17 protein-coding genes and 2 pseudogenes are annotated in these 21,357 nt (G+C 44.9%); 1 reads left to right on the top strand and 18 read right to left on the bottom strand.

What is annotated here, in order from left to right; translation table 11 throughout:
* Positions 1 to 111 precede the first annotated feature (111 nt).
* Positions 112 to 3,384 (bottom strand): efflux RND transporter permease subunit, encoded by a 3,273-nt coding sequence (locus tag I6N98_RS09140; RefSeq protein WP_198571455.1) that lies wholly within the window; start codon positions 3,382 to 3,384, stop codon positions 112 to 114.
* Positions 3,385 to 3,625: 241 nt separating this feature from the next.
* Here I6N98_RS09140 and I6N98_RS18815 point away from each other — a divergent pair.
* A pseudogene (locus I6N98_RS18815) lies at positions 3,626 to 3,877 on the top strand (DUF4372 domain-containing protein); the annotation flags it as partial.
* A 491-nt stretch (positions 3,878 to 4,368) separates the two neighbouring features.
* Here the strand turns inward: I6N98_RS18815 and I6N98_RS09130 are convergent.
* The 17 genes and pseudogenes from I6N98_RS09130 to I6N98_RS09050 all read right to left on the bottom strand — a co-directional run bounded on the left by I6N98_RS09130 (position 4,369) and on the right by I6N98_RS09050 (position 21,350).
* Positions 4,369 to 4,527 carry a hypothetical protein gene (locus tag I6N98_RS09130; RefSeq protein WP_198571454.1) on the bottom strand — a complete coding sequence of 53 codons (159 nt, stop codon included), beginning with the start codon at positions 4,525 to 4,527 and terminating at the stop codon, positions 4,369 to 4,371.
* A gap of 259 nt (positions 4,528 to 4,786) precedes the next feature.
* Positions 4,787 to 5,905 (bottom strand): efflux RND transporter periplasmic adaptor subunit, encoded by a 1,119-nt coding sequence (locus I6N98_RS09125; protein WP_198571453.1) that lies wholly within the window; start codon positions 5,903 to 5,905, stop codon positions 4,787 to 4,789.
* Between the two features lie 458 nt (positions 5,906 to 6,363).
* Positions 6,364 to 6,579: pseudogene (locus tag I6N98_RS18810) on the bottom strand (transposase); the annotation flags it as partial.
* Between the two features lie 847 nt (positions 6,580 to 7,426).
* Positions 7,427 to 8,521: an acyl-CoA dehydrogenase family protein gene (locus tag I6N98_RS09115; protein ID WP_198571451.1), complete on the bottom strand. Its 1,095-nt coding sequence runs from the start codon at positions 8,519 to 8,521 to the stop codon at positions 7,427 to 7,429.
* A gap of 19 nt (positions 8,522 to 8,540) precedes the next feature.
* Entirely contained in the window at positions 8,541 to 9,737 is a 1,197-nt protein-coding gene (locus I6N98_RS09110; protein WP_198571450.1) for an acyl-CoA dehydrogenase family protein, read from the bottom strand.
* Between the two features lie 3 nt (positions 9,738 to 9,740).
* The gene (locus tag I6N98_RS09105) at positions 9,741 to 10,490 is read right to left on the bottom strand and encodes a 2-oxo acid dehydrogenase subunit E2 (protein WP_198571449.1); all 750 of its coding nucleotides are present in this window, start codon (positions 10,488 to 10,490) and stop codon (positions 9,741 to 9,743) included.
* Positions 10,487 to 10,717 (bottom strand): biotin/lipoyl-containing protein, encoded by a 231-nt coding sequence (locus tag I6N98_RS09100; RefSeq protein WP_198571448.1) that lies wholly within the window; start codon positions 10,715 to 10,717, stop codon positions 10,487 to 10,489. The genes I6N98_RS09105 and I6N98_RS09100 overlap by 4 nt, the downstream gene beginning before the upstream one ends.
* Complete coding sequence (locus I6N98_RS09095) at positions 10,714 to 11,715, bottom strand: alpha-ketoacid dehydrogenase subunit beta (RefSeq protein WP_198571447.1); 1,002 nt, start codon at positions 11,713 to 11,715, stop codon at positions 10,714 to 10,716. The genes I6N98_RS09100 and I6N98_RS09095 overlap by 4 nt, the downstream gene beginning before the upstream one ends.
* Before the next feature lie 17 nt (positions 11,716 to 11,732).
* Positions 11,733 to 12,695 (bottom strand): thiamine pyrophosphate-dependent dehydrogenase E1 component subunit alpha, encoded by a 963-nt coding sequence (locus I6N98_RS09090; protein WP_198571446.1) that lies wholly within the window; start codon positions 12,693 to 12,695, stop codon positions 11,733 to 11,735.
* Between the two features lie 43 nt (positions 12,696 to 12,738).
* A complete protein-coding gene (locus I6N98_RS09085) occupies positions 12,739 to 13,053 on the bottom strand; it encodes an SCP2 sterol-binding domain-containing protein (RefSeq protein WP_198571445.1) in 315 nt (104 codons plus the stop codon).
* A gap of 2 nt (positions 13,054 to 13,055) precedes the next feature.
* Positions 13,056 to 13,253 (bottom strand): ferredoxin, encoded by a 198-nt coding sequence (locus I6N98_RS18805; RefSeq protein ID WP_198571444.1) that lies wholly within the window; start codon positions 13,251 to 13,253, stop codon positions 13,056 to 13,058.
* 8 nt (positions 13,254 to 13,261) lie between these two features.
* A complete protein-coding gene (locus I6N98_RS09075; RefSeq protein ID WP_198571443.1) occupies positions 13,262 to 14,929 on the bottom strand; it encodes an AMP-binding protein in 1,668 nt (555 codons plus the stop codon).
* Positions 14,926 to 15,687, bottom strand: a complete 762-nt coding sequence (locus tag I6N98_RS09070; RefSeq protein ID WP_198571442.1) for a glucose 1-dehydrogenase — start codon at positions 15,685 to 15,687, stop codon at positions 14,926 to 14,928. Before I6N98_RS09070 ends, I6N98_RS09075 begins: the two co-directional genes overlap by 4 nt.
* A 12-nt stretch (positions 15,688 to 15,699) precedes the next feature.
* Positions 15,700 to 17,115, bottom strand: coding sequence for an FAD-dependent oxidoreductase (locus tag I6N98_RS09065; RefSeq protein ID WP_198571441.1), 1,416 nt, complete (start codon positions 17,113 to 17,115; stop codon positions 15,700 to 15,702).
* A 24-nt stretch (positions 17,116 to 17,139) separates the two neighbouring features.
* Positions 17,140 to 18,390 (bottom strand): cytochrome P450, encoded by a 1,251-nt coding sequence (locus I6N98_RS09060; protein ID WP_198571440.1) that lies wholly within the window; start codon positions 18,388 to 18,390, stop codon positions 17,140 to 17,142.
* A 44-nt stretch (positions 18,391 to 18,434) separates the two neighbouring features.
* Positions 18,435 to 19,034, bottom strand: a complete 600-nt coding sequence (locus I6N98_RS09055) for a hypothetical protein (RefSeq protein ID WP_198571439.1) — start codon at positions 19,032 to 19,034, stop codon at positions 18,435 to 18,437.
* A gap of 18 nt (positions 19,035 to 19,052) precedes the next feature.
* A complete protein-coding gene (locus tag I6N98_RS09050; protein WP_232787519.1) occupies positions 19,053 to 21,350 on the bottom strand; it encodes a TonB-dependent receptor in 2,298 nt (765 codons plus the stop codon).
* Between the last annotated feature and the right edge of the window lie 7 nt (positions 21,351 to 21,357).

Below are 21,357 nucleotides of genomic sequence, written 5' to 3'. Positions count from 1 at the left end.
CAGCGGTTTCCCAGTCCCGTTTCAGTATGGATACTATTTTGGAAAATTTGCAGAACGTTACACAATTTCGAATAAACCGAATAGCGTATAAATTATCACAAATGTGGCAGATTATGCAGAAGCTCTGTTAGATGTAACATTCCCCACCTCCGGCCTTTTCAAGTAGAAATATAAAACAACAGGTGTAAGAAACAACGACATTACCGTTGACGCTACTGTACCGAAAACAAGAGAAAGACCCAAACCACTGAATAATGGGTCCTTTATCAAAATTGCGCTACCGAGGAATATCGATGCCGCAGTAAGAACGATCGGCCTGAGTCGAGCTACAGTACAGTCGATTATCGCCGACCTTAGCTCTCCCCCGTTCCGCAAAGACTGGAACACAAAATCAAAAATTAAAAGCGAATTTCTCACCACGACACCGGCGAGCGCAATAACCCCCACCATCGACGTCGACGTGAAAAGTTCTGAAAACGCCCAATGGGCTGGGAACACACCAATCAAAGCAAAAGGAATCGCCAACATTGCTATCACAGGTATCGCGAACGACTTGTAGTAATAAACCAACAACACATAAACCATTAAAAGCGAAATAAGCAGTGCTAGCGCCATTTCTCCAAAGGCTTGCATAACTTGGTCATAGGCGCCTTCCCACACGATTACAGCTTTAGCGGAACCGTCGTTACGTGACGATACGACCATATCGTCGTTGACGAGGAAGTTGGAACCTATCCCCTTTTCTTTCATTTTATTACTGATATCCAAAACGCCATACAACGGCACCGACTCGCCCATTTCTCCCGTTACGTATGCGACCGGCGACCCGTTCTTATGCAAGATTGGGTGACTCAATATCGTCTTTTCTAACGTCAGCAATTCCGAGAGAGGCACCTCGACACCACCCGCCCCACTAACTTTTAAGCTTTCTAGCGGGACCAATGTATCAACATACGAAAAGGGAAATTTGAGTAATATGTGCCTTTCTTGTCGACCACCATCCTTCATAATTCTGCCAAGATCGGCACCGTTAATCGCCAGGTTCAGCACCGAATACAACTCAGTTCTACTCACACCATAGCGCCGTAGAGCTCGCTCATTAATCTTATAGGTATACTGATAAATATCTTCAAACACGCTATCAGACACCTCGATAACACCCCAGGTGTTCTGAAACATATCGCCAAGACCCAGAGCGATTTCCCGCAACTCCTCGCTATTATCACCGTACAACTCGGCTAACAGCCCAGCGCGTGCAGGAGGCCCAGGGGGATCCTCAACTACCCTAATAAGTACACTTGGAAACTTTGTTTCTATTTCGGAAACCATCTCTCTCAGATCGCGCGCAACATCCATTGACGTATAAGACCGCGTATTTTTATTCCGCAAATTAACGCGTATTTCAGCGATATTATGCCCTTCACGAGAACTGGTGCCCCGCAGAATACCATTGAAGTCTTCAACACCCGACTCACCGAGCCAAATCTGAAAATTCGTTACCGAATCCTTTTTCGCCAACTCCGCTGCAACCTCCTGCGCTACTTGCTGTGAATACATTAACGTCCGGTTTGGAGGTATCTCAATCACTATATTCAGAGTATTGGTATCGATCTGTGGCATAGAGTGCAACAACACACCTAATGGCGGAGGCTCACCGCCTACACCAGTAGGCCGAAGGAACTGCCACCCGGGCATCAACATTACACCCAACAACAAAAAGACCGATAAATATAAGGATTTGCGTCGAACACTCGCGTTATCTAGCAACGCCATCAGCATGCGCTTGTATACCGCGTTGATACTGTCCGCGTATCTTTCAATTGGCGCCGAGTGTTTAGAAAAATCCAAAAATTTAAACGATAGCCAAGGTACAACGCTATACGCGATAAAGAGGGATGCCAGCATTGCGATAGGAACCACCACGGAAACCGGATAGAAGAACTCCCCCGGCATATCAGTGACCACAAGTGTGGAAAGAAATACAATCACAATGGCAACAGTCGCAATATTTGTGGGATTACCCACTTCTGACGCGGCATAAATCACAATATTTTTCTTATTCTCCTGTTTCCCACTACTTCCCCCGACAGTATATATGTTCTCCAAAACGACAATCGCATCGTCGACCAGCATGCCCAATGCGATAATCAACGCTAAAAGCGACACTCTGTTAAGAGTTAAGCCCATCACACTAAGCGTACCAATGGTTAAACCAAGCACCAGCGGTACAGTAAAGCCAACTACGCATGCGGCCTTAAACCCGAGGAACATATATGTAATTAGAAAAACGACAGCTATCGCGATCGCAAGATGGTGAAACAACTCATTGGATGTCCCCCTTGCCACCGAGCCATCATCTCTGGTCACTTCGGCGAAGATCATATCTGCGTCATGCTCAGCAACAAACGTCGCCAGCCGCGCTCTGACTTCTTCCGAAACCGTTACTGAGTTCGCCTGCCGCTTTTTGGATATAGCAATAGTAAGGGCCGGCATTAACTGTGGCGCTAACTCACTCTTGTTCGGCTCGCCTTTTCCAAAGCCAAACAATGAAATTGTATCTCGCCACTTTTCAGGCATATCACTGACTTTGGCGACATCTCTTAATAATATCTCGCCCTTATCAGCTGATGCCCTCACCGCAACAGACTCCAATTCCGCGACGGAAGTCAGCCCATCACCAAAAACATACATGTGGCTGAGATCACCCACCGAATCAGGACCCAAAGGCACCGTAACACTGGCGTCTTTCACAGCCGTGACGACCTGCTTAAGTCCGACTCTAGATGCTAGCAATTTAGCTGGATCAACTTCGACAATGACATCGCCATTAAGTCCGCCTTTAATATAGGCAGAGGAGACATCTTCTATCACCATAAGTTCATCCAAAAGCGCCTCTGCCATTATCTTTAACTGGTCCTCCCCCACCTCGTTCGACGAGATAGTGATTGTCATAATAGGGACGTCAGCAATATTAATGCTACTAATAATTGGTTGAGAGGCACCGACGGGCAAAACCCGTGAGATTTTCTCAAAGCGATCATGCAGCCTGACCAAGGCTTCCTCCTGATCTTCAGCAACTTCGAAAAAAATCGCAAACTCAGCCCTAGAGTGTGACGCCGTTGAATAATAGTCTGATACTCCGGAAATCAGTTTTACAGATTTCTCGATTGGTCTGACCACCAGTTGTTCGACTTCTTCCGCTGTCGCCCCAGGATAATCAATGATAACTCTTGCCCCTGGGACAACGATTTGTGGGTTATCTTCTTTAGGCGTAGAATCGATTGCTATCGCCCCGACAGCAATAACACATAGAATAACGACTGGCGTTAGCTTTGAGTCAGTGAACAAACTAGCAATTAAATACGCAATCCCAAACTTGGCCACGAATACACCTAAATACGTTTAGACGTTTTATATTTATACTTTATAACATTGCTGCCTAATAAATCAGACATAAAAAAGGCTTGAACCTCAACTGCTTGTTACGATGAAATTTCGAACAAACACTGTAATAACAGGAAGATTCAAGCCTTGGCACATCATAACACAGTATTTTCTCAATCGCTAAAACTGGTATCGAGACAGAGCCTGCCCCGCGAAGTGCTTTGGGTGTGAATTTGAAACTCTCACCAAACAACACCGCGAGGGCCAAAAACTGTGCAGAATATCGCGCCGGTCTCAGTTCGTCGCACTGAGCCTGGCACAACTTTCTGGCCGATCCTGCTTGTGCGATATCGTCAGCAAGCTGTCGGCCCAGGCAGCAAGGCTCTACCACCTCAGCGCCGGCAATTTGAGCCGAAGCACCCTTTCCCGCGTAAACGAGAGTCAGCCCTATACCCCTTACAAGGCACCGTGTCACAAGCTGCCTTCCCGCTGACACGGCTTCGCGCCAAACATGGGTTTCCTTACGGGAATAATCTGTATTCCCTCTACTCCACGATTATTGACCTGTATCTTTCTGTATTTCCTTGGTTAAAATTCGGCCGAACCAACGGAGCGGTAAAACTCCATATTGGCCTCTATCATGATGGAATACGTTCCAGCTTCGTCAGCATTACCGATGATAAAAAGCACGATGTCACTACCGTCCCATCCTTGAATTCCCTGCAGATAGCATTGTGATCATGGATCGCGCCTACACAGATTATTCCTGGTTTAACGCCCTGTAATGATCGAGGAATTTTCTTTGTCACTCTTCATAAACGTAATGCTACGTACCGTATTGATGAACGCCGCGATATCACCAAATCCAAAGGGCTGAGCTACGACCAGACCATTCTCATCACTGGCACCAAGGCAAAGTCTTGCTCTGTTCCTTTGCGCCGGATCGGATTCCGCGACCCTGAAACCGTCAAGCGCTATGTGTTTCTAACCAATCATTTCCATCTTGCCGCCAAGGCCATTTCCAATATGTATTAGTCCCGCTGGCAAATCGAATTGCTCTTCAAATGCATCAAGGAAAACCTCAAAATAAAATCCCTTTTTGCACAAAAAATACGCAGTCACGACCCAGATTTGGATCGCCATTTGTGCCTATTTGCTGCTGGCCTGGATTAAGTTCAACAGCCAAATTGATCTCAGGCCGCAGAAAATGATTCCAATTTTACAGCTAAATTTATTCGAACGCCGGGAGTTACTGCCTTTGCTGAGAGGTGATCCGCCAGAGCACATGAACAACGTCATTCATGTGCAGCTCTGCCTACTATGAATATTTGTGGGACAGCAATGATATCATATTTAATAGGCAGTATTGAAAACTCCTCCGCACGCTCTAGAAACTGGCCGCTTAAAATATAATTTTCTCTCCGGCGCTTAACCCTGAGATGACCTCTACCATCTCGTTATACTCGTCACCCGAGTCAATCCATCTGAACTTAACGCGGGACTGTTCACTTGCCACAAAAACGCCATACATACCCCCGTGAAAAACAATCGCCTCCTTAGGGATCAGATACCCCCCTAGGCGGTCGTCCCGAAAACTCAATAACGCCTCGCCATACATACCACTCATTCCCCCAGTGATTTTCGACGTCGTTTTTAGCTTAATCTCTACAGACTGGTGCCTCGTATTAATTTCATCAGAGACAAACAAAACATCTGCAGAATAGCGGTCGCCTGCAATATCCACTTCAACGGGCCCATCAAAAACGACATCAGCAATAAATGACGCTGGCACCCACCCTTTCAGCACTAAGTCATCAATCTTCGTTAATACCAGGAGTCCCTCGCCGTATTGGGATAGCTGACCAACTCTAGCGTCTACGGATCGAACAAAACCGTCATATGGCGCGTGAATAAGGCTGTAGGACTTGGATTTCTTCGAGGATTTATAATGCTCTTCTGCTGTTTCCATTTCGGCCAGAGATATATCATGCTCAAGCTCCGCCGCCTCGTACGCCTCTTTAGAGATCAACTTATTTTGGAATAAAATGGCGATCCGCTTAAAGCTTGCTTTAGACTTCTTATGCTTACCTCTCGCCACAACAAGATTCTTGTATGCCACACTCAAACTATCATTGAGCACTGGATCGTCTATCAAAACTAACTCGTCACCTTTGGTGACTCTATCCCCTTCGTTAACGAAAATCTCACTGACAAAACCAGTGAGCTTAGAACTAATGGAAATTGTTGATTCTGACTCAGCTATTACCGGTACCGACAAGTGCTTACGATGCCTTTCCCCAACGACAAAACACGATTTATCTTGAATACTCCCCACCTCAATCGGATTGTAATATTCCGACAAATCACAGTCGAACGAATAGACGAACCCACTATAGAACAGGAGAACGCACATCATGTAGACTGTAGAAAAAAATCCTGTACGACTATCCTTCATACATATCCCAAAGGCAGAAAACAATTTCCAATAGGTCTGATACTGCCATGTAATTATGTTACTCATTACTTGTTACTATACGCTGCACAGCGATAATCATGATGTAAATAAGTATCGGGGATGTACTACGGGCCAACATAATTGCCCAGCACCACCACTCAGGTGACAACGGTATGACACGAAATTATAAAATATAATTTCCCACAGACTTGCATCTCTATGAAATAAATATTTTTTAATCTAAATGAACTGTACATTTATATAAAAAATTTCGTGATGCCGACATTAGAGGATTTACGCCTATAACGAAGGCGACCCCAGAGTGCGAACACTCTCCTCCAGAAAACTGCCTAGTTCTGTTCAGCTTTACGTAGGTACATCGACATAGCAGGCCAATCATTAATTAGCATTGCAAAAAAAATTGGCCTATCAACTACCGCTATCGCCTAGCGCCGAAAGATCCGTTACCGAACTATCTTCGACGTTCGCTTTTCTACTTACTAACCCGGCGGATAAATAGCTCTTCACGCTGCATATTTAATTGAAGAGTGCCTGAAGTAGGAAGTAGACCAAGCAGGTCTCTTTTGAAACATCCTCATATGAGAAAGCACATTGCCTTTCAGATTTACTTTGGATCGTGCCGGCATACCACTGCGAACACACGCTTTGAGATAGCAATTAAAGTATTCATCCGGATTCAATTCCGGTGAATAGTATGGCAAATAAAATATTTCAATGTCGTTCTCGTATTTTTGCCAACTAGGCTTTTACAACTGAGGCATGATGTACTCTAAAATTGTCCAGAATTAGATACACTTACGCGCTCCTGTTTTGATCGTTCACTTGAGAACCTCGATCAACCGGTCAGCATTCATAGTGCCTTCGTAAACCTGATGCCGCGCAGCCCCCCTATTGGTGATTGCAAAAATCATATTGGGAAAGACCCGTTCGGAATTCAATTTCACAATGAGCGTTTTGCCTTCGGGTGCATAACTCCGCTCATGCGAGCAATCACTGCGAATTCACGTTTCGTCACCACATTATATCTCCGCGTTTTCCTGCTATGCACGCTGTTTTATGGCGGGATGATCTCCTTCCCGCCACTCGCCAGTTACTATGGGATTTAGCTCATAAACCCTTTAGGCAAAATTTTGATGGGCAACCCCTACGCTTTAAATAATCACCGTCGCCACGAACTGGTTTCTTTATTCCACGTTCCGCTTAATCACCGCCATGACGGTCTTGCGTGCCCCCCAAAACATAGTCAAGCTTGAGTTGATGAGGCCGGCTATCTGCTTTAAAAATTATTTTTCGTACCGGCGTTAACTTCTGGTCTCTACCTTTCGGTAGACAACCCCTTTAAGCTAACCATTTTATACATGCTTATACTATTTTAGAGCAGCTCGACTAGAAACATCTAGCGTATGTTATTTCAGCGATTTACCCCGGCTTCTTCCAGGTCTTAGCCGTTGTTCCACGTTTCTATTCTTGTGCAGAAAAAGTTAATTTTCTTTCGTGAGTAGGTTCTTTTTGACAATAATGCAGAGCTATACTTCCACCGCGTTATTTATAGACACTGCTGTTAGCTCAAGCCGCTTCACGGTTAATTCGATTCATATCTACATGCGGCCCACCAAAATAATTATCGATCACCACTAACCGCTTTAAATAATGACCGATCATCAGTTCATCTGTGGTCGCAATGCCGCCATGACACTGCACTGCTGAATGCCGGACTAACTTAGATTCTTTGTTGATTTTATGCTTCAGTAACATGATCTCTCTTTCGTACGCAAGGTAATCTGAATCGGTGGAAATTTCTGATGCAATTCCTTTCAACATTTCAGAAGAGGTCGTCTGCGCAATAAACATATTCGCCATCATGTGCTGAAGGACTTGAAAACTAGAAATTGGCTGACCAAACTGCTTTCTTGTTTTCGTGTACTCCACCGTTTGGCGAAGCAACGACTCCATCGCACCCACAGCTTCTGCGCAGAGTGCAATGCTCGTTTTAAGACTCGCAATTTTCACAATGTCGGATACCGCGCTTCCTTCGGCAAGAATTTCACAGCTTTCTCTACGTAATCCATTAATCGTCACCCTACCAACGAGCGACCCATCGACACCGATGCGACGCTCCACAGAAACAAAAGAGCTTTGCCTATCAACCAACAACAGAGTGTTTTCGCCTTTATTCGAGGCAAACAAAAGCAACTTATCGACGACAGGCGCCCACGGTACAGCGCCATAATCACAAACAAGATCGCCTAAATTATCGAGATCTAAAACGATAGCACCGCTATCGGAATAACGATCAGAGCTACCTAAAACACAAAGTGTTATATTTCCCGCCATCAGCTCGCCTAATACCGCACTACCCTTTCCCCCAATGCCAGAAAGAATAGCCCCCGCAGTAATCTGGCTCTCCAAATAAGGTGTCACTACCCTATGGCTACCAAACTTGTGAAACAGGTCAGCAATGTCAACTGCTGCCCCTCCGAAACCGCCAACTTCTTCAGAAAACAAAAAAGCCGACCAACCTAAATCGCAGGTTTCCTTATACATTTTCATTACGCTTTCGCTAGAAGCTCTTCCATCCAAGCGAAAATCGAAATAATTATAACTATGGGTAAGGTACTTATTTACACTCTCGAATAGCAGATCACGCTCTTCTGAATTCATTATATAGCTCTCTATTGTCTTACAACATTAATATTTTCTTAGCGATGATGTTACGCTGTATTTCGGCCGTCCCCCCATATATGGTCGACGCTCTATTGTTGATGTAAGAATTAAATGCTGCAGCGTCTTTGTCACACTCCAAACGCTCACCAATATAGTAAGGATCCAGCTCATGTTCCATCACGACTAATACGTCTCGACCTCTAAGGGAAAGAGAAATTTCATCTAACTTTTGACCCAATTCAGTGCCTATTAATTTAGTGAGTGAACTGAGGGCGCCGATCCGGCTATCTCCTTCTGATGACTTCGCGATTCCCCGCTCTAAATAGGTCAGTGACAACACGTCCGCCTCGATATCTAAAAGTTCATCCTTGCATCTTTCCGCAACGATATTGCCAACCAAGTAAGACTCACTGAATTCTTTTATCAGTTCAAGTTTACGCTGCAAACCGACATAGTAACTCGCGCCGCCACGCTCATGTTCCAGTAAAGAAAGTGCGACCTTCCATCCGTCGTTTTCTTCGCCGACGATGTTCTGCACTGGCACCTTCACATCAGTAAAAAATACTTCGCATTGTTCAACAGCCCCATCTAACGACACAATTGGTCGGACCTCGACCCCAGGAGTATCTAAATCAATAAGTAAGAAGCTGATACTATTCTTCGGGCTTCTTTCCTTCGCCGTTCTAACCAGGCAGAAAATCTTATTCGAGTGATGGGCTAAGCTTGTCCAAATTTTTGACCCGTTAACGACATAAAAATCGCCCTTTCGCTCAGCCTTCGTCGAAAGGGACCCTAAATCCGAACCCGCAGATGGTTCTGAATATCCCTGGCACCAGAAATCTTCGCCGCTCAAAATTCTAGGAAGCAGCTCAGATTTTTGAGCATCAGTGCCATAGCTCATTAAAATCGGACCCAACATCTGGATACCCATTGAAGTGAGCTGAGGTGCATCCAGGGACGCACACACTTCCCTGAAAACAAGAATTCGCTCAGGGTCCCAACCACACCCACCAAACTCAATTGGCCATGAGGGTGCAGCCATGCCGTTGCTATGTAATATTTTCTGCCACTCCATCATTGCACGGAAATCGCAGAAAACACTTGTTGAAAGTCGGCCCGCTTGCTGCAGTGACGAGGATAGATTGCCAGATACAAAGCTCTCAATTTGCGCTCGAAACGTACTAAGATCACAGGTACTTAAATCAATTTTCATCTATTAGCTTTCCCCACGACCTAGTAGCCGTTTGAAATTATGCTCCAGTCTCTTACAAAAACGGGCGGCATCAGCGCCATTGATAATCCGATGATCGTAGGACAATGATACAGGCAAACATTTCTCCCAACCTAGCGTGTCATCGGGTAGTCTTACCGGCCGATCAAAAACGGATGAAGCGCCTAAAATCGCAACTTGCGGAGCATTGATTATCGGCGTGAAGCCAACACCACCAATACTGCCTAGCGAACTAATGGTAAACGTACCGCCTTGCATCTTTTCAAACGACAGTTTTTTTTCCTTCGCCAAGCCAGCCATTATTGATATATCTTCTGATATGTCTACCATGCTTTTCGTATCGCAGTGTTGCACAACGGGAACGAATAAACCATATTCTGTATCAACTGCCACACCAATGTTGACGAATTCTTTTAATGAAAGCTCTCTTCCCTTTGCATCGATAGAGGCATTGAACCTTGGAAATTCTTTCAGCGTTACCGCGGTGGCCTTCACTATCGACGCCAAAAAAGAAACACCACTAAGCACCCCGTCCGTTTTGGCATCAAAGAAGCTATCAACAACGATGTGTTCATTGTGTGTAACATGAGGAATCGCTAACCAGTTTCTATGCAGGTTTTTTCCAACTACGCTCTGGATCCGAGATAGCTCGACTAACTCGCTAGCACCATATTTTTCATTATCCTCTAATGGCCAATCAGCAGAGTTTTCTATATTTTCTAACAAGAAACTCATTCCACAACACCGACAATTTCGCCCACCTTATATTCCTCACCTTCGGTACCAATAATTTTTAGAGTTCCAGTTGCCGGGGAAAAGATCTCTTGAATCGATTTATCAGTCTCCAAATCATAGAGTGGATCACCTTCATTTACCTGAGCACCATCCTCAGCGTGCCATTTTACTAGCGTCCCATCACTCGAAGCGAACCCAATTTTAGGAATAATAATATCAACACTCATTTATCGCTCTCCACATAATTCATACAACTTAGTACGGCATTCTCTATATCTGAAAGAGCATAGGTAAATTCAGTCTCGAGATTTTTTGCAAATGGAACCGGCGTATCCTTACTAGCCACTCGTGCGACAGGCGCTTTTAAATATTTAAACGCTCGCTCCTGTATTGTCGCGGAAACCTCAGCACCCACACCGAAAGACTTAACCGCCTCATGGGCAATCAGCGCACGCCCTGTTTTTTTGACGGATTTTACCACCGTGTCATAATCAATCGGAGAAACTGTACGCAAATCAATTACCTCACAGGAAATCCCTTCTCCTTGTAATTTTGAAGCAACCATCGATATTTCCATCATTGAGCGGCTATATCCGATTAAGGTTATATCATTACCTTCTTTAACAATATTTGCTTTACCTATAGGAATTAACTCTCCATCTTCAGCAGCCTCACCCTCATTCCAGTATGATGCGGTATGTTCGATGTAGATAACCGGGTCAGGATCATTGATGGCACTCAATAGCAAACCATATGCGTCTTTAGCGTTAGACGGCATGACAACTTTTAGGCCAGGGGTATGGCAAAACCACGCTTCCAGAAAATCTGAATGTTGACCACCAGTCTGGAAACCTGAACCAGTCATGGTCCTAATAACCATTGGGACACTAGTCTGGCCGCCAGACATATATCTTATTTTCGCGGCGTGATTTGTAATCTGATCCATACATACTGCAGTAAAATTCATTAGCATGATTTCTACTACCGGCTTCATGCCGGCAATGGCAGCGCCAACGCCAGCGCCAGTAAATGCCATCTCCGAAATTGGAGTAGACAGAACGCGGTCAGCCCCGTATTTCGAAGACAAGCCGTGGGTAACTTTTAAAACACCGCCGCCTTCTTCGTCAGCAATATCTTCACCCATTAAAAACACATCTTTGTCGTTCTCAAGTGCATATGACAAAGCTCTATTAACTGCTGAAATAATATTTTCATTCTTAGGCACAGTATTCTCTCCCCGTTTTATGCAAAAACATCCTTAAGAACATCGCTCGCGTCAACCAATGGACTATCGTAGGCGAACCTGACTGCTTCTTCTAATTCGAGCGAAATCGCCTCGTCCAACTCATTAAGAGCTTCAGCTGTCGCTACGCTAGCTTCCTCAAGGAATGCACGAAATATAGGATAAGGGTCGTTTTCTTTCGCCGTTTTATATTCTTCTTCAGGGATGTATCCGCCCGCATCGCCCATAGTATGGCCGTTAAATCGGAACGTCATCGCTTCTATAAGAGTCGGCCCGTCGCCACCTCGGGCTCGCTCAATCGCCGCTTTTGCAGCAGCATAAACAGCCTGGGGATCATTACCGTCAACTTGAACACCTGGCATATTATACGATGAAGCTCGACTAGCCACCGAATCACAAGCAGTACCTTTGGCAAAATTAGTGTGCTCGGCATACCGGTTATTCTGGCAGACAAATATAACCGGCAATTTCCACACCGAGGCTAAATTTAGCGATTCATGAAATGCGCCGATATTTGAGGCGCCATCACCAAAATTAGTCACGGTTACACGCTGATCTCCCCTCATTTTAGAAGAAAGCGCCAAACCCGTTGCAATCGGCAACCCAGCACCCACGATACCCGTTGTTAACATACACCCTGTCGCAGGATGCGTAATGTGCATCGGCCCGCCCTTACCTTTACAAGCGCCGGTCTCCCGCCCGGCCAGTTCTGCCCAAATTAACTTGGCTGGAACGCCTTTAGCCAGCATATCGTGAATGCCTCGATATATCGTGACCAAATAATCATCTGAATTAAGGAGTACAGAAATAGATGCAGGAATACACTCCTGCCCGCGAGCCGAATAGTAAGGCATCGTGATACGACCGGCGCTCATTTCCGCAATAAATCGCTCATCGTTCATTTTTATACGAGTCATTTTCTCGTAGATTGATAACAAAATGCTATTTTCTAACTTCACCATTTGACTCTCCAAATCTGCTAAACGAATTTTTAATTATCTAAATTTAAAGTTTTTCTAAGTCAAACAATTTAGATAATTTCTGAGCAAGAGCCATATTTCCCTTAAATTTCAACTTACCAGTCATAACCGCAGTCATACCCGCCACTTTGCCGCTCAACAGTGTGATCAGGAAATCATCTTTCATCGCCAATGTGAGCGTTGGCTTCTCTGGCTCCCCCTCTTCAACAACCGCTTCTCCATTCTTGATAATAAGTGTCATAGGACGCGACATATTGAAAAATATGACGCAATCTAGGTCTTTTTGTGACTCTCCCCGAAAAACACTGGGAAGTTTATAAATAATATCGATATCTGCCATGTTTACGCTCTCTCTATTGTTATTACGCCTTGTGGACAAACGGATGCTGCTAATTCGACTTTTTCACGATAGTTCTCTGGAATTTCAGTCATCAATAGTCTAACTACGCCTATATCATCAGTTCCAAAAACTTCTGGGCATTCGCTCATGCAAGATTGATAAGAACAACACAACTCTTTATCTAACTTTACGACTACCATCAATCACCTCATTTTCCCCAGGTAATATTCCGTAAAATATCTTTTCTAATCTTACCTGACGCGGTTCTGTCGAAACTGTCTACTATGATCATATTTTCCAGCTGCTTTTGCTTCGCTAAGCCCTTTAGTCTAAGGTACTGATTTACCTCTTCCAAGGTAAGCGCTGCATCACTAGCCAGTATAATAAATGCACATACACCTTCACCAAGCCGTTCATTTGGCTGGCTTACAACTGCCGCTTCCCTGATGTTCTCGTGTTCGTGAAGAACATCTTCGACTTCTTTTGCACTAATATTTTCACCACCTCGAATGATGATATCTTTCATACGATCTGTAATGACAATATCACCATTCGATAATACATGACCGATATCACCTGTATGAAAATACCCCGATGCATCAAACGCTTTTTCCGTTTGTTCGACGCTAGTATACCCAAGGAACATACCCGGGCCTTTAACCAAGAGCTCCCCATCGAGCTCTCTGGCGGTAATATCCTCACCGTTCTCATCAATCACTTTCACATCATAGTTATAAATGCGACCATCTGTGGTAGCGGCACGTTCAAGTTCTGAGCGAGCCGTTAGGCCTTGCGACACCAACGGCACCTCAGTACTACCGTAAACGCGAAAAGCTTGGCAATTTTCGAGTATTTCAGAAACAGAGCGAATAAGCTCTGGTGGGACTGACGCACCACCACATGCAAAGGATTTTAGTGTAGGAAGTCTCTCTTTCCGTCGACGACATTCATCAAGTATTTCGACAAGAAACGGTGTAGCACCCACTGTAAAAGTTGACCCGGTGTCAAGAATAAAATCGACAGCATCGCTTTTATTCCATTTATCTTGGATAACCGCCTTATGTAACGATGTTCGGACAATCATTTCACACGCCGAATAACCTGTAATGTGTGCCAATGGTGACGGCATGTAGTAAACATCAGATTCATTGATCTCTCTAAAATTTACAACATTGTCTACAACTGCCGCCATCGAGCGGTGACTATGTAAAACACCTTTAGGGGTGCCCGTGGTACCGGATGTATACATTAGGATCTTGACATGATCAGGATCCGGCGCCTCCGGAACCGAGAATTCGCTACTCTGATCTACACCTTGCACTAGCAACTCATAGGATTTAAATATCTGATCTAATTTAGACGTATCCTCAGAGCGAAGTACAAGCACATGCTTAAGGCTCCCGATTTTTGGCGCGAGCTCTTTAACCATGTCGACGTAACCCATAGAGCGGTATTCTTCGGGAATAAAGAGTAATTTTGTCCCCGCATCTGCGAGAATAAATCCTAGCTCCTTACCCCTATAGATGTGAATAATCGGGTTAAAAACCAACCCTAAGGTGCAGCAGGCTAAATTTATATAGACAAACTCTTCCCAATTAGGCAATTGAGCGCTTACCACATCTCCCTTTTTGAGGCCGAGACCTTGGAGCATAAGAACAACTTTTTTCGTTGTTTTCTGCAAGTCACGGTAGGTCACCTCAGGACCGTTGTGAAAAACCATCGCTACGTCATCTAAGCAATCCTCGCTCATCGACCACAAATAATCCGATGTTACGTGACAGATTTCCTTTTTACTATCTGCCTCCTCCTGAACACCTCTTCTATAGGCGTGGCTCTCCGCCCAGGCACAAGGATCACTGCCTACTACCGTACTCATACTAGCGTCGCCCCCCCGTCCACACACATTTCAGCGCCGGTAATCCACTTAGATGCGTCAGATGCCAAGAACAGTATCATATTAGAAATATCTTCTGGCTCGCCAACAGCGGCTAGTGGCACGTTTGCAGTAATAAGTTTAATAGCCTCTTCTTCGTCGCCAAATGTCTTAATAAACTCGTCTAACATGCGTGTCCGAACGCCACCGGGATGCACAGAGTTACAGCGAATTTTAAATTGCGCACCATGAAGAGCGATTGACTTTGTTAGAAGTCTAACGCCGCCCTTTGACGCGCTGTATGCCGCTAAATTAGCGTCTGATTTAATACCCATCAGAGAAGACAAGTTAATTATAGACGCGCTTGACGACTTTTTAAGGAGCGGAAGCAGAGTATTACAACCAAGAAAAACACTGTCTAAGTTAACGCTGATAACCTTACGCCACAATTCAAAATCAGTAGTTTCTATGCTACCCGCTGGACTAATGCCTGCATTATTTACTAAAATATCTATGCGATCACATTCAGCCTCAATAGTGTCATGCAACGCAGACCAACTCTCAGGAATCGTAACGTCCAACTTTACAGTAATTGCTTTGTCTGCTCCGAATTTTTCTGCGACACCACCGAAGTCTCCGTCTTCAATATCGGCTAGATATACCTTCACTCCTTTAGCGAGAAGTTCTTTGGCAACGGTCAACCCAATGCCTTGTGCAGCACCAGTGACTACGGCTACCTTACCTGCTAGATCGTCTATCATTTCAACCCCCTTTTAATTATTGTTGCTTCGGCATGCAGAAACTGCGTGCTCACCGGCAATACGCCCAAACACGACAGCATTACATATAGAGTTTCCGCCACCGATATAGCGCTCACCAAGCACGCTTCCAGTCACTTCCCCGGCTGCATACAAACCTTTAATAACATCACCGAATTTGTCCAAAACCTCTGCGTTCTCATTCATTCGCAGCCCTGCCGACGTCAAACAAACAATAGCCGGCTTGATCTCGCAGGCATAAAATGGCGGTCTAGCCACTTTACGCATCAGTTCTGGTGTTTTATTAAATTGTGCGTCAGCACCCGCCTCGACACTTGCATTGTATTCGCAAACGGTGTTTTCCAACGCCCGAGGTAAGATACCGACTATTTCGGCAAGCTCAGCAATCGTATCGGCTTTCACCACTTTCCCCGTTGTCAACTGCTCTTCGATACGATCATCGCTCCAGTTGAACGTCAAGAAGCCCGAGTCGTAGTAAGCCGCAAACTGAGGATCAGGCTTGCCATTCTTTTTGGAGTCTTCGTCAAATATCGCAAATGCCGAGCCACCAAGTTGGGACGAAATGACGCCCGACATAACGGCATATTCAATGTTCTCGCACACAAAACGGCGTCCTTCCCGATTCACTAACATAAGCCAACTTGGTAGCATTACATCCAGGTTTCGATAAAAACCAGGCGTTGGTAATAGAAGGCCTCGGTTATAACCATCAAGGTCCGCACCGACATCGAGCCCCATTTCCAGGCCGTCACCGACACATGTATTGGCGCTAATACACCAAGCCCAATCGCCTTGCGATGCTGCTTCTGGGTAATACTTGTTTAGCAGGTACTTGTTATGGCCGAAACCACCAGTGGCAATAACCACAGCCGCTGATGTCACAATTCCACCATCATCAAGTTGAATACCATTGACTACACCGTTAATCATATGGAGCCTTTTAACTCTTGACTGAAGAGCAATATCGACACCTAGGTTGCGCGCCCTCACTTCAAGCGCTTGCGTAATCCCCGCACCAGCCGCCGCGGGAGAATGGCCTCTGGGAACCGATTCAATACCCGATTTATACAGTCCTTCTGGCTTGAATTCGACACCGCACTCAACTAGCCACTCGAATGCATCGGCAGAAGCATTACACAACTTCCGAACGTTCTGTGCGTTAACACGGTGTTGATTTAACGTCATGTAATATTCATACATGTCATCAGCAGTGTCGTTTTCGATACCCGCCTGCCTTTGTAGGGTTGTTCCCGCCGCGTAGAAAACACCACCTGACAAGGCCGTTGAACCTCCTACCGTTGTCCCAGCTTCGAGAAGAGCGACACTAGCACCTAGCTCTGCGGCCGCACAGGCTGCAGAGAGGCCAGCCCCTCCACCACCAATAACGATTACCTCATAATCATGTTCCATTCTGTTACCCTACTTTGACTAATATTAACCGGCTTCCCTGCGAACAAAGCTCACATCTAACTTTTTAATGCCACGGAGTATCAAGCTAGGGTGATATTCCACTGACTGATCTTGCGGATCCATTTCTATGTGGGAGAGCTGTTTAGCCAAGAAGCTGAAAGTATATTCCAGCTCCTTTCTCGCCAGCTGCGATCCAATGCAGGAATGAATGCCTGACCCAAACGCCAAATGACGACGGATACCCTTCCTACCGAGATCTAGATTCTCGGAATCTGGGAATATCTTTTCGTCACGATTGGCGGAGCCATAACGTAGGTTAACTATTGAGCCTTCAGGAATTTTCACACCACCGAGCTCAACATCCTGGGTAGTCATACGGAACAAGCCCTGCACTGGAGATTCAAGGCGCAACACTTCTTCAGCAAATTTTTCTGCCTTGGAGTCGTCCTCGTAGATTTCATTCAGCAGGTCCGGGTTACGACACAACAGCAACACACCAGAGACGATCGTGTTAGTAGTCGTTTCGTTGCCAGCAACTAGAAGTTGCAGCAAGATAGACAGCAACTCCCGATAGTCGAGTGGCTCCTCCCCTTCCACTCTGGCTTGTACCAAATCGTTAAGCATATCATCGTAGACGCCTTCTTCTGCATCCTGGCGCTCCTTAATACGATCTGCGAAATAGTGCTGGAACTCGACCATCAACTTGGCCACTTCAATGTGACGCTCGGGCGTAATAAGCCCACCTAACGGTTCAACAGCGGCGTCAGACCACTCTTTGAACTTACCCATATCGTCACGGCTAACGCCTAACTGGTCTGCAATAATTTTCATAGGAATGGGAATGGCGAATTCTGTTACCACTTCCATATTATTTTTATCACCAATATCTGCAAACGTATCGGAAATAATCTTCTGGATATACGGCTGCATGCCACTGACACGCTGAGCCGTAAAGGCTCGGTTTACATATTGTCTGTAACGCGTATGCGACGGTGGATCATTGGTCACAAGCGTGTCCACTTGGTCACCGTAACCGCCTTCTTCAAGAATTCGATCAACCTCCTCAGAGTTTTCCATAACCCTAAAGCCCATCTTGCTAGAGAAAACCGCTGGGTCTCTCAATGCCGTCATACAGTCATCGTACTTACTCACTATGAAAAAACCTGTTTCCGGCATCTCATACACTGGGCATTCTGACCTCATCGCCTTGTAAAAATCGAAAGGGCACTTTTGAACGTCCTCATCGATTAAACTATAATCATCTGGATTCAACATTAAAAACCTCCTGAATTACGATATATTTATATAAATATTGACTTTTAAAATGGAATAACCGCGCCTAAAGAGTAGTTCATGTCTCGATAAAAATGAGGGGAATTGATATCATTCCGCTGAGCATTAAGGCGTTCTTCTCGAGTCCCGTAGATATACGTTGCATCAAATCTGATACCAAGTTCAAAATCGTTTATCAGCATTTTATGAATATACCCTCCACCCAATTTAAATTGAGTAACCAGATAATCATCATCGTTGGTTGCGGTGGGAAAATCTGAATACTCAGCAATCCCAAATCCTAACTTAGCAAACACACCGGGAACGCTATCAATTGGAAACTTCAAAACATGCATTGAAATACCGTTGATTTTTGCATCGCTCCCATCGGCATTCCCATCTTGTGCAACTTCTCCATGAAATACGGTTTCTACAGACCATTTGTCGAGAAAGTAGCCAAATCCGACTCCCCATCCCATTGTCTCATCGAGATCACTGTCGTCGTTTGCTATCCGTTTATTGCCAAAAGCAAATACATACTTTTTGTCCGTCCACATATCGTTATCAGCCATAACCGATACGGGAAGAATACACACAAACCCAAATATAAATTTAACTAGAAACAAATAGATAATTTTATTTTTCATTTTATAGCTCCCGATGTATTAAAACTGCCAGTTTACTTTCAAACCAACGATATCCCGTGGTGCCTTATAATCTGCCGTACCAAAATCCACATGAAATCGGCCATAATTGTATTCTGTTCCTTGAAGGTTCCTTCCATATAGCGTGATACGTAAATTTGCTGGCTGATAAAAATAGCTGACCCTCGCATTCAATACCGTATAGGCATCCTCTACGCTTTTTTCCGAATTCTGTGCAAGATAATAGAATCCAGAGTTATAGTAATAATCTGCGCCGATTTCTAAGCTTCCACCGGGCACTTCAGTAGTTTTTGATATTCCCACTGTCCCGGTAGTATCAGGCGCCCGAGCAATCTCATTCCCTGAAAAATCGTTGCCGGTCGATAGTAAGCCTGTATTTGGATCGAATCCGCTACCATTAAGATATTCTGTATATTCCTTAGTGGTCAGCATGGTACCGTTAGCAATTAGGACCAAATTGTCGACTACACTAGGGAAAAGCAACGTTTGAAACTCAAATTCAAAACCCTCTATCGCAGCCCCCCCCGCATTCTCTTGCGTAACCGCCCCGCCTTGAAGCAAAGAGACAAATTGAACCTGGAGGTTTTCAATGTCGTATTTAAAGTAGGCAAAATTAAATACTGATCCCGCACCAAAGGGCGATGTTTTTATACCAAGTTCAATGGCATCCATCTCCTCAGGCAAAACTATTTCTGGTGGGTCATAAATATTAATCAAGTTAAACTGGGTACCTTTAATCGATTGCTGCCAACTTGCGTATATCATCCCTTCATCCAGGAACGGTGGTCGATACTCTAAACCTATCTTTGGTTTAGTGCTCTTCACCTCATCCTCTATATCTTCATATTTTTGTATAAATACAACAGGCTCTATATTCGAGTCGCCAAGCGAAGAACTGGATTCATCAAGCGTTCTTGTTTCTTCTTGGTACCGAACGCCGACTGTAAATGTAAAATCATTAAGAAAGTCAATTGATGTTTGGGCGTATAATGCGTGGGATTCCAGCGTATTCTTACCCACCAATCGAACGGCACCCGACGGCGTACCAAAGCCTAATAATGGCTCTAGGAGGGAGTCTAATAACCCAACAAAACCAGCAGGCAGACTAAGAGAGGAATTTTTAACACCTGTAGAGAGGTCTACGGCAAGTAAACCTAAGAAAACCGGATCAAGCGCAGACGTCCAATTCACGAAATAATATCCGAGATTGTAACGAACGTTACTACCCGCCCAATTTCCAGGCGTCGATACCATCTGCAGTTCAGCAGTATCAACCTCATTTATAGATCCATCTGCTGTACCGAAATAGGCAATCCCCTCCGGCGCACCATCGAAATCAATAAACAAGCCAGATGGTGATCCGTTTTGGCGGCTCACTAGAAACTTATAGTCGTGCTGCTCTCCGGCCCACACTCCATTAACACTCATAATTTTGTTATTTGAATGCAAAAATACAGGGACATCATTATCAATGGTGTACCCCTTTTGTGGCGTTATACCCAAAGCTTGCGCTAACAGGCTCGGCTCGGAATTCCCTTGTAAACCAGAGGACGTACCTTGCGACAGCGATTGCATATAAGAAAAGCCCAATTCCAACTCATCAACTGGAGTCCATAACAACTTTACGCGCATGGCTTGTGATGAGACTTGAGGTAACTTCTCCCCCCCCCCGGTTGACTCTTCATCATACCAATGATCCCCTGACTTATAGGCCGTCGAGATAGACATCGCTAACGTGTCCGCTAATGGGTAGGAGAAATAGGCTTTTGTTTGCGTGGTATTTAACGAATCGTAGCCCACCTCAAGCTGGACCTCTGGCTCAGTTAACGAAGGCGACTTGGTCATGATATTGATTGCACCACCATTAGCGCCTCGGCCAAATAATGTGCCTTGCGGTCCCTTAAGTACCTCTATTCGTTCTATACCAAATAACTCCTGACTCTGACCAAAAGCGAAGGGCAAATAGACGCCATCCAAGTAAGTTGCGACGTTGGGATCACCCATCAAAAATGTATCTGAACCTACACCTCGAATATAAATAATAGAAAAACCAGATGTTTCAGTGTAGTTCAAACCCGGCGCTACCAACTGCAAATCAGGAATAGAGGTAATCCCCATTGCGTCAAGCCTATCTGAGGAAAATGCTTGAATCGAAATGGGGATGTCTTGCATCTTCTCTTCACGTTTTTGTGCAACAACAACAACCTCTTCTATCATCCGGTTGGACTTTGTTTTCTCATTACCAAATGCGAAAATGCTATGTAAACCTATTCCACCCCACAGAAATAGCAGCAACATTAGCTTC

The organism is Spongiibacter nanhainus (genome assembly GCF_016132545.1).
Taxonomy (GTDB): domain Bacteria; phylum Pseudomonadota; class Gammaproteobacteria; order Pseudomonadales; family Spongiibacteraceae; genus Spongiibacter; species Spongiibacter nanhainus.
This window is presented reverse-complemented; position numbering and strand designations above follow the sequence as displayed.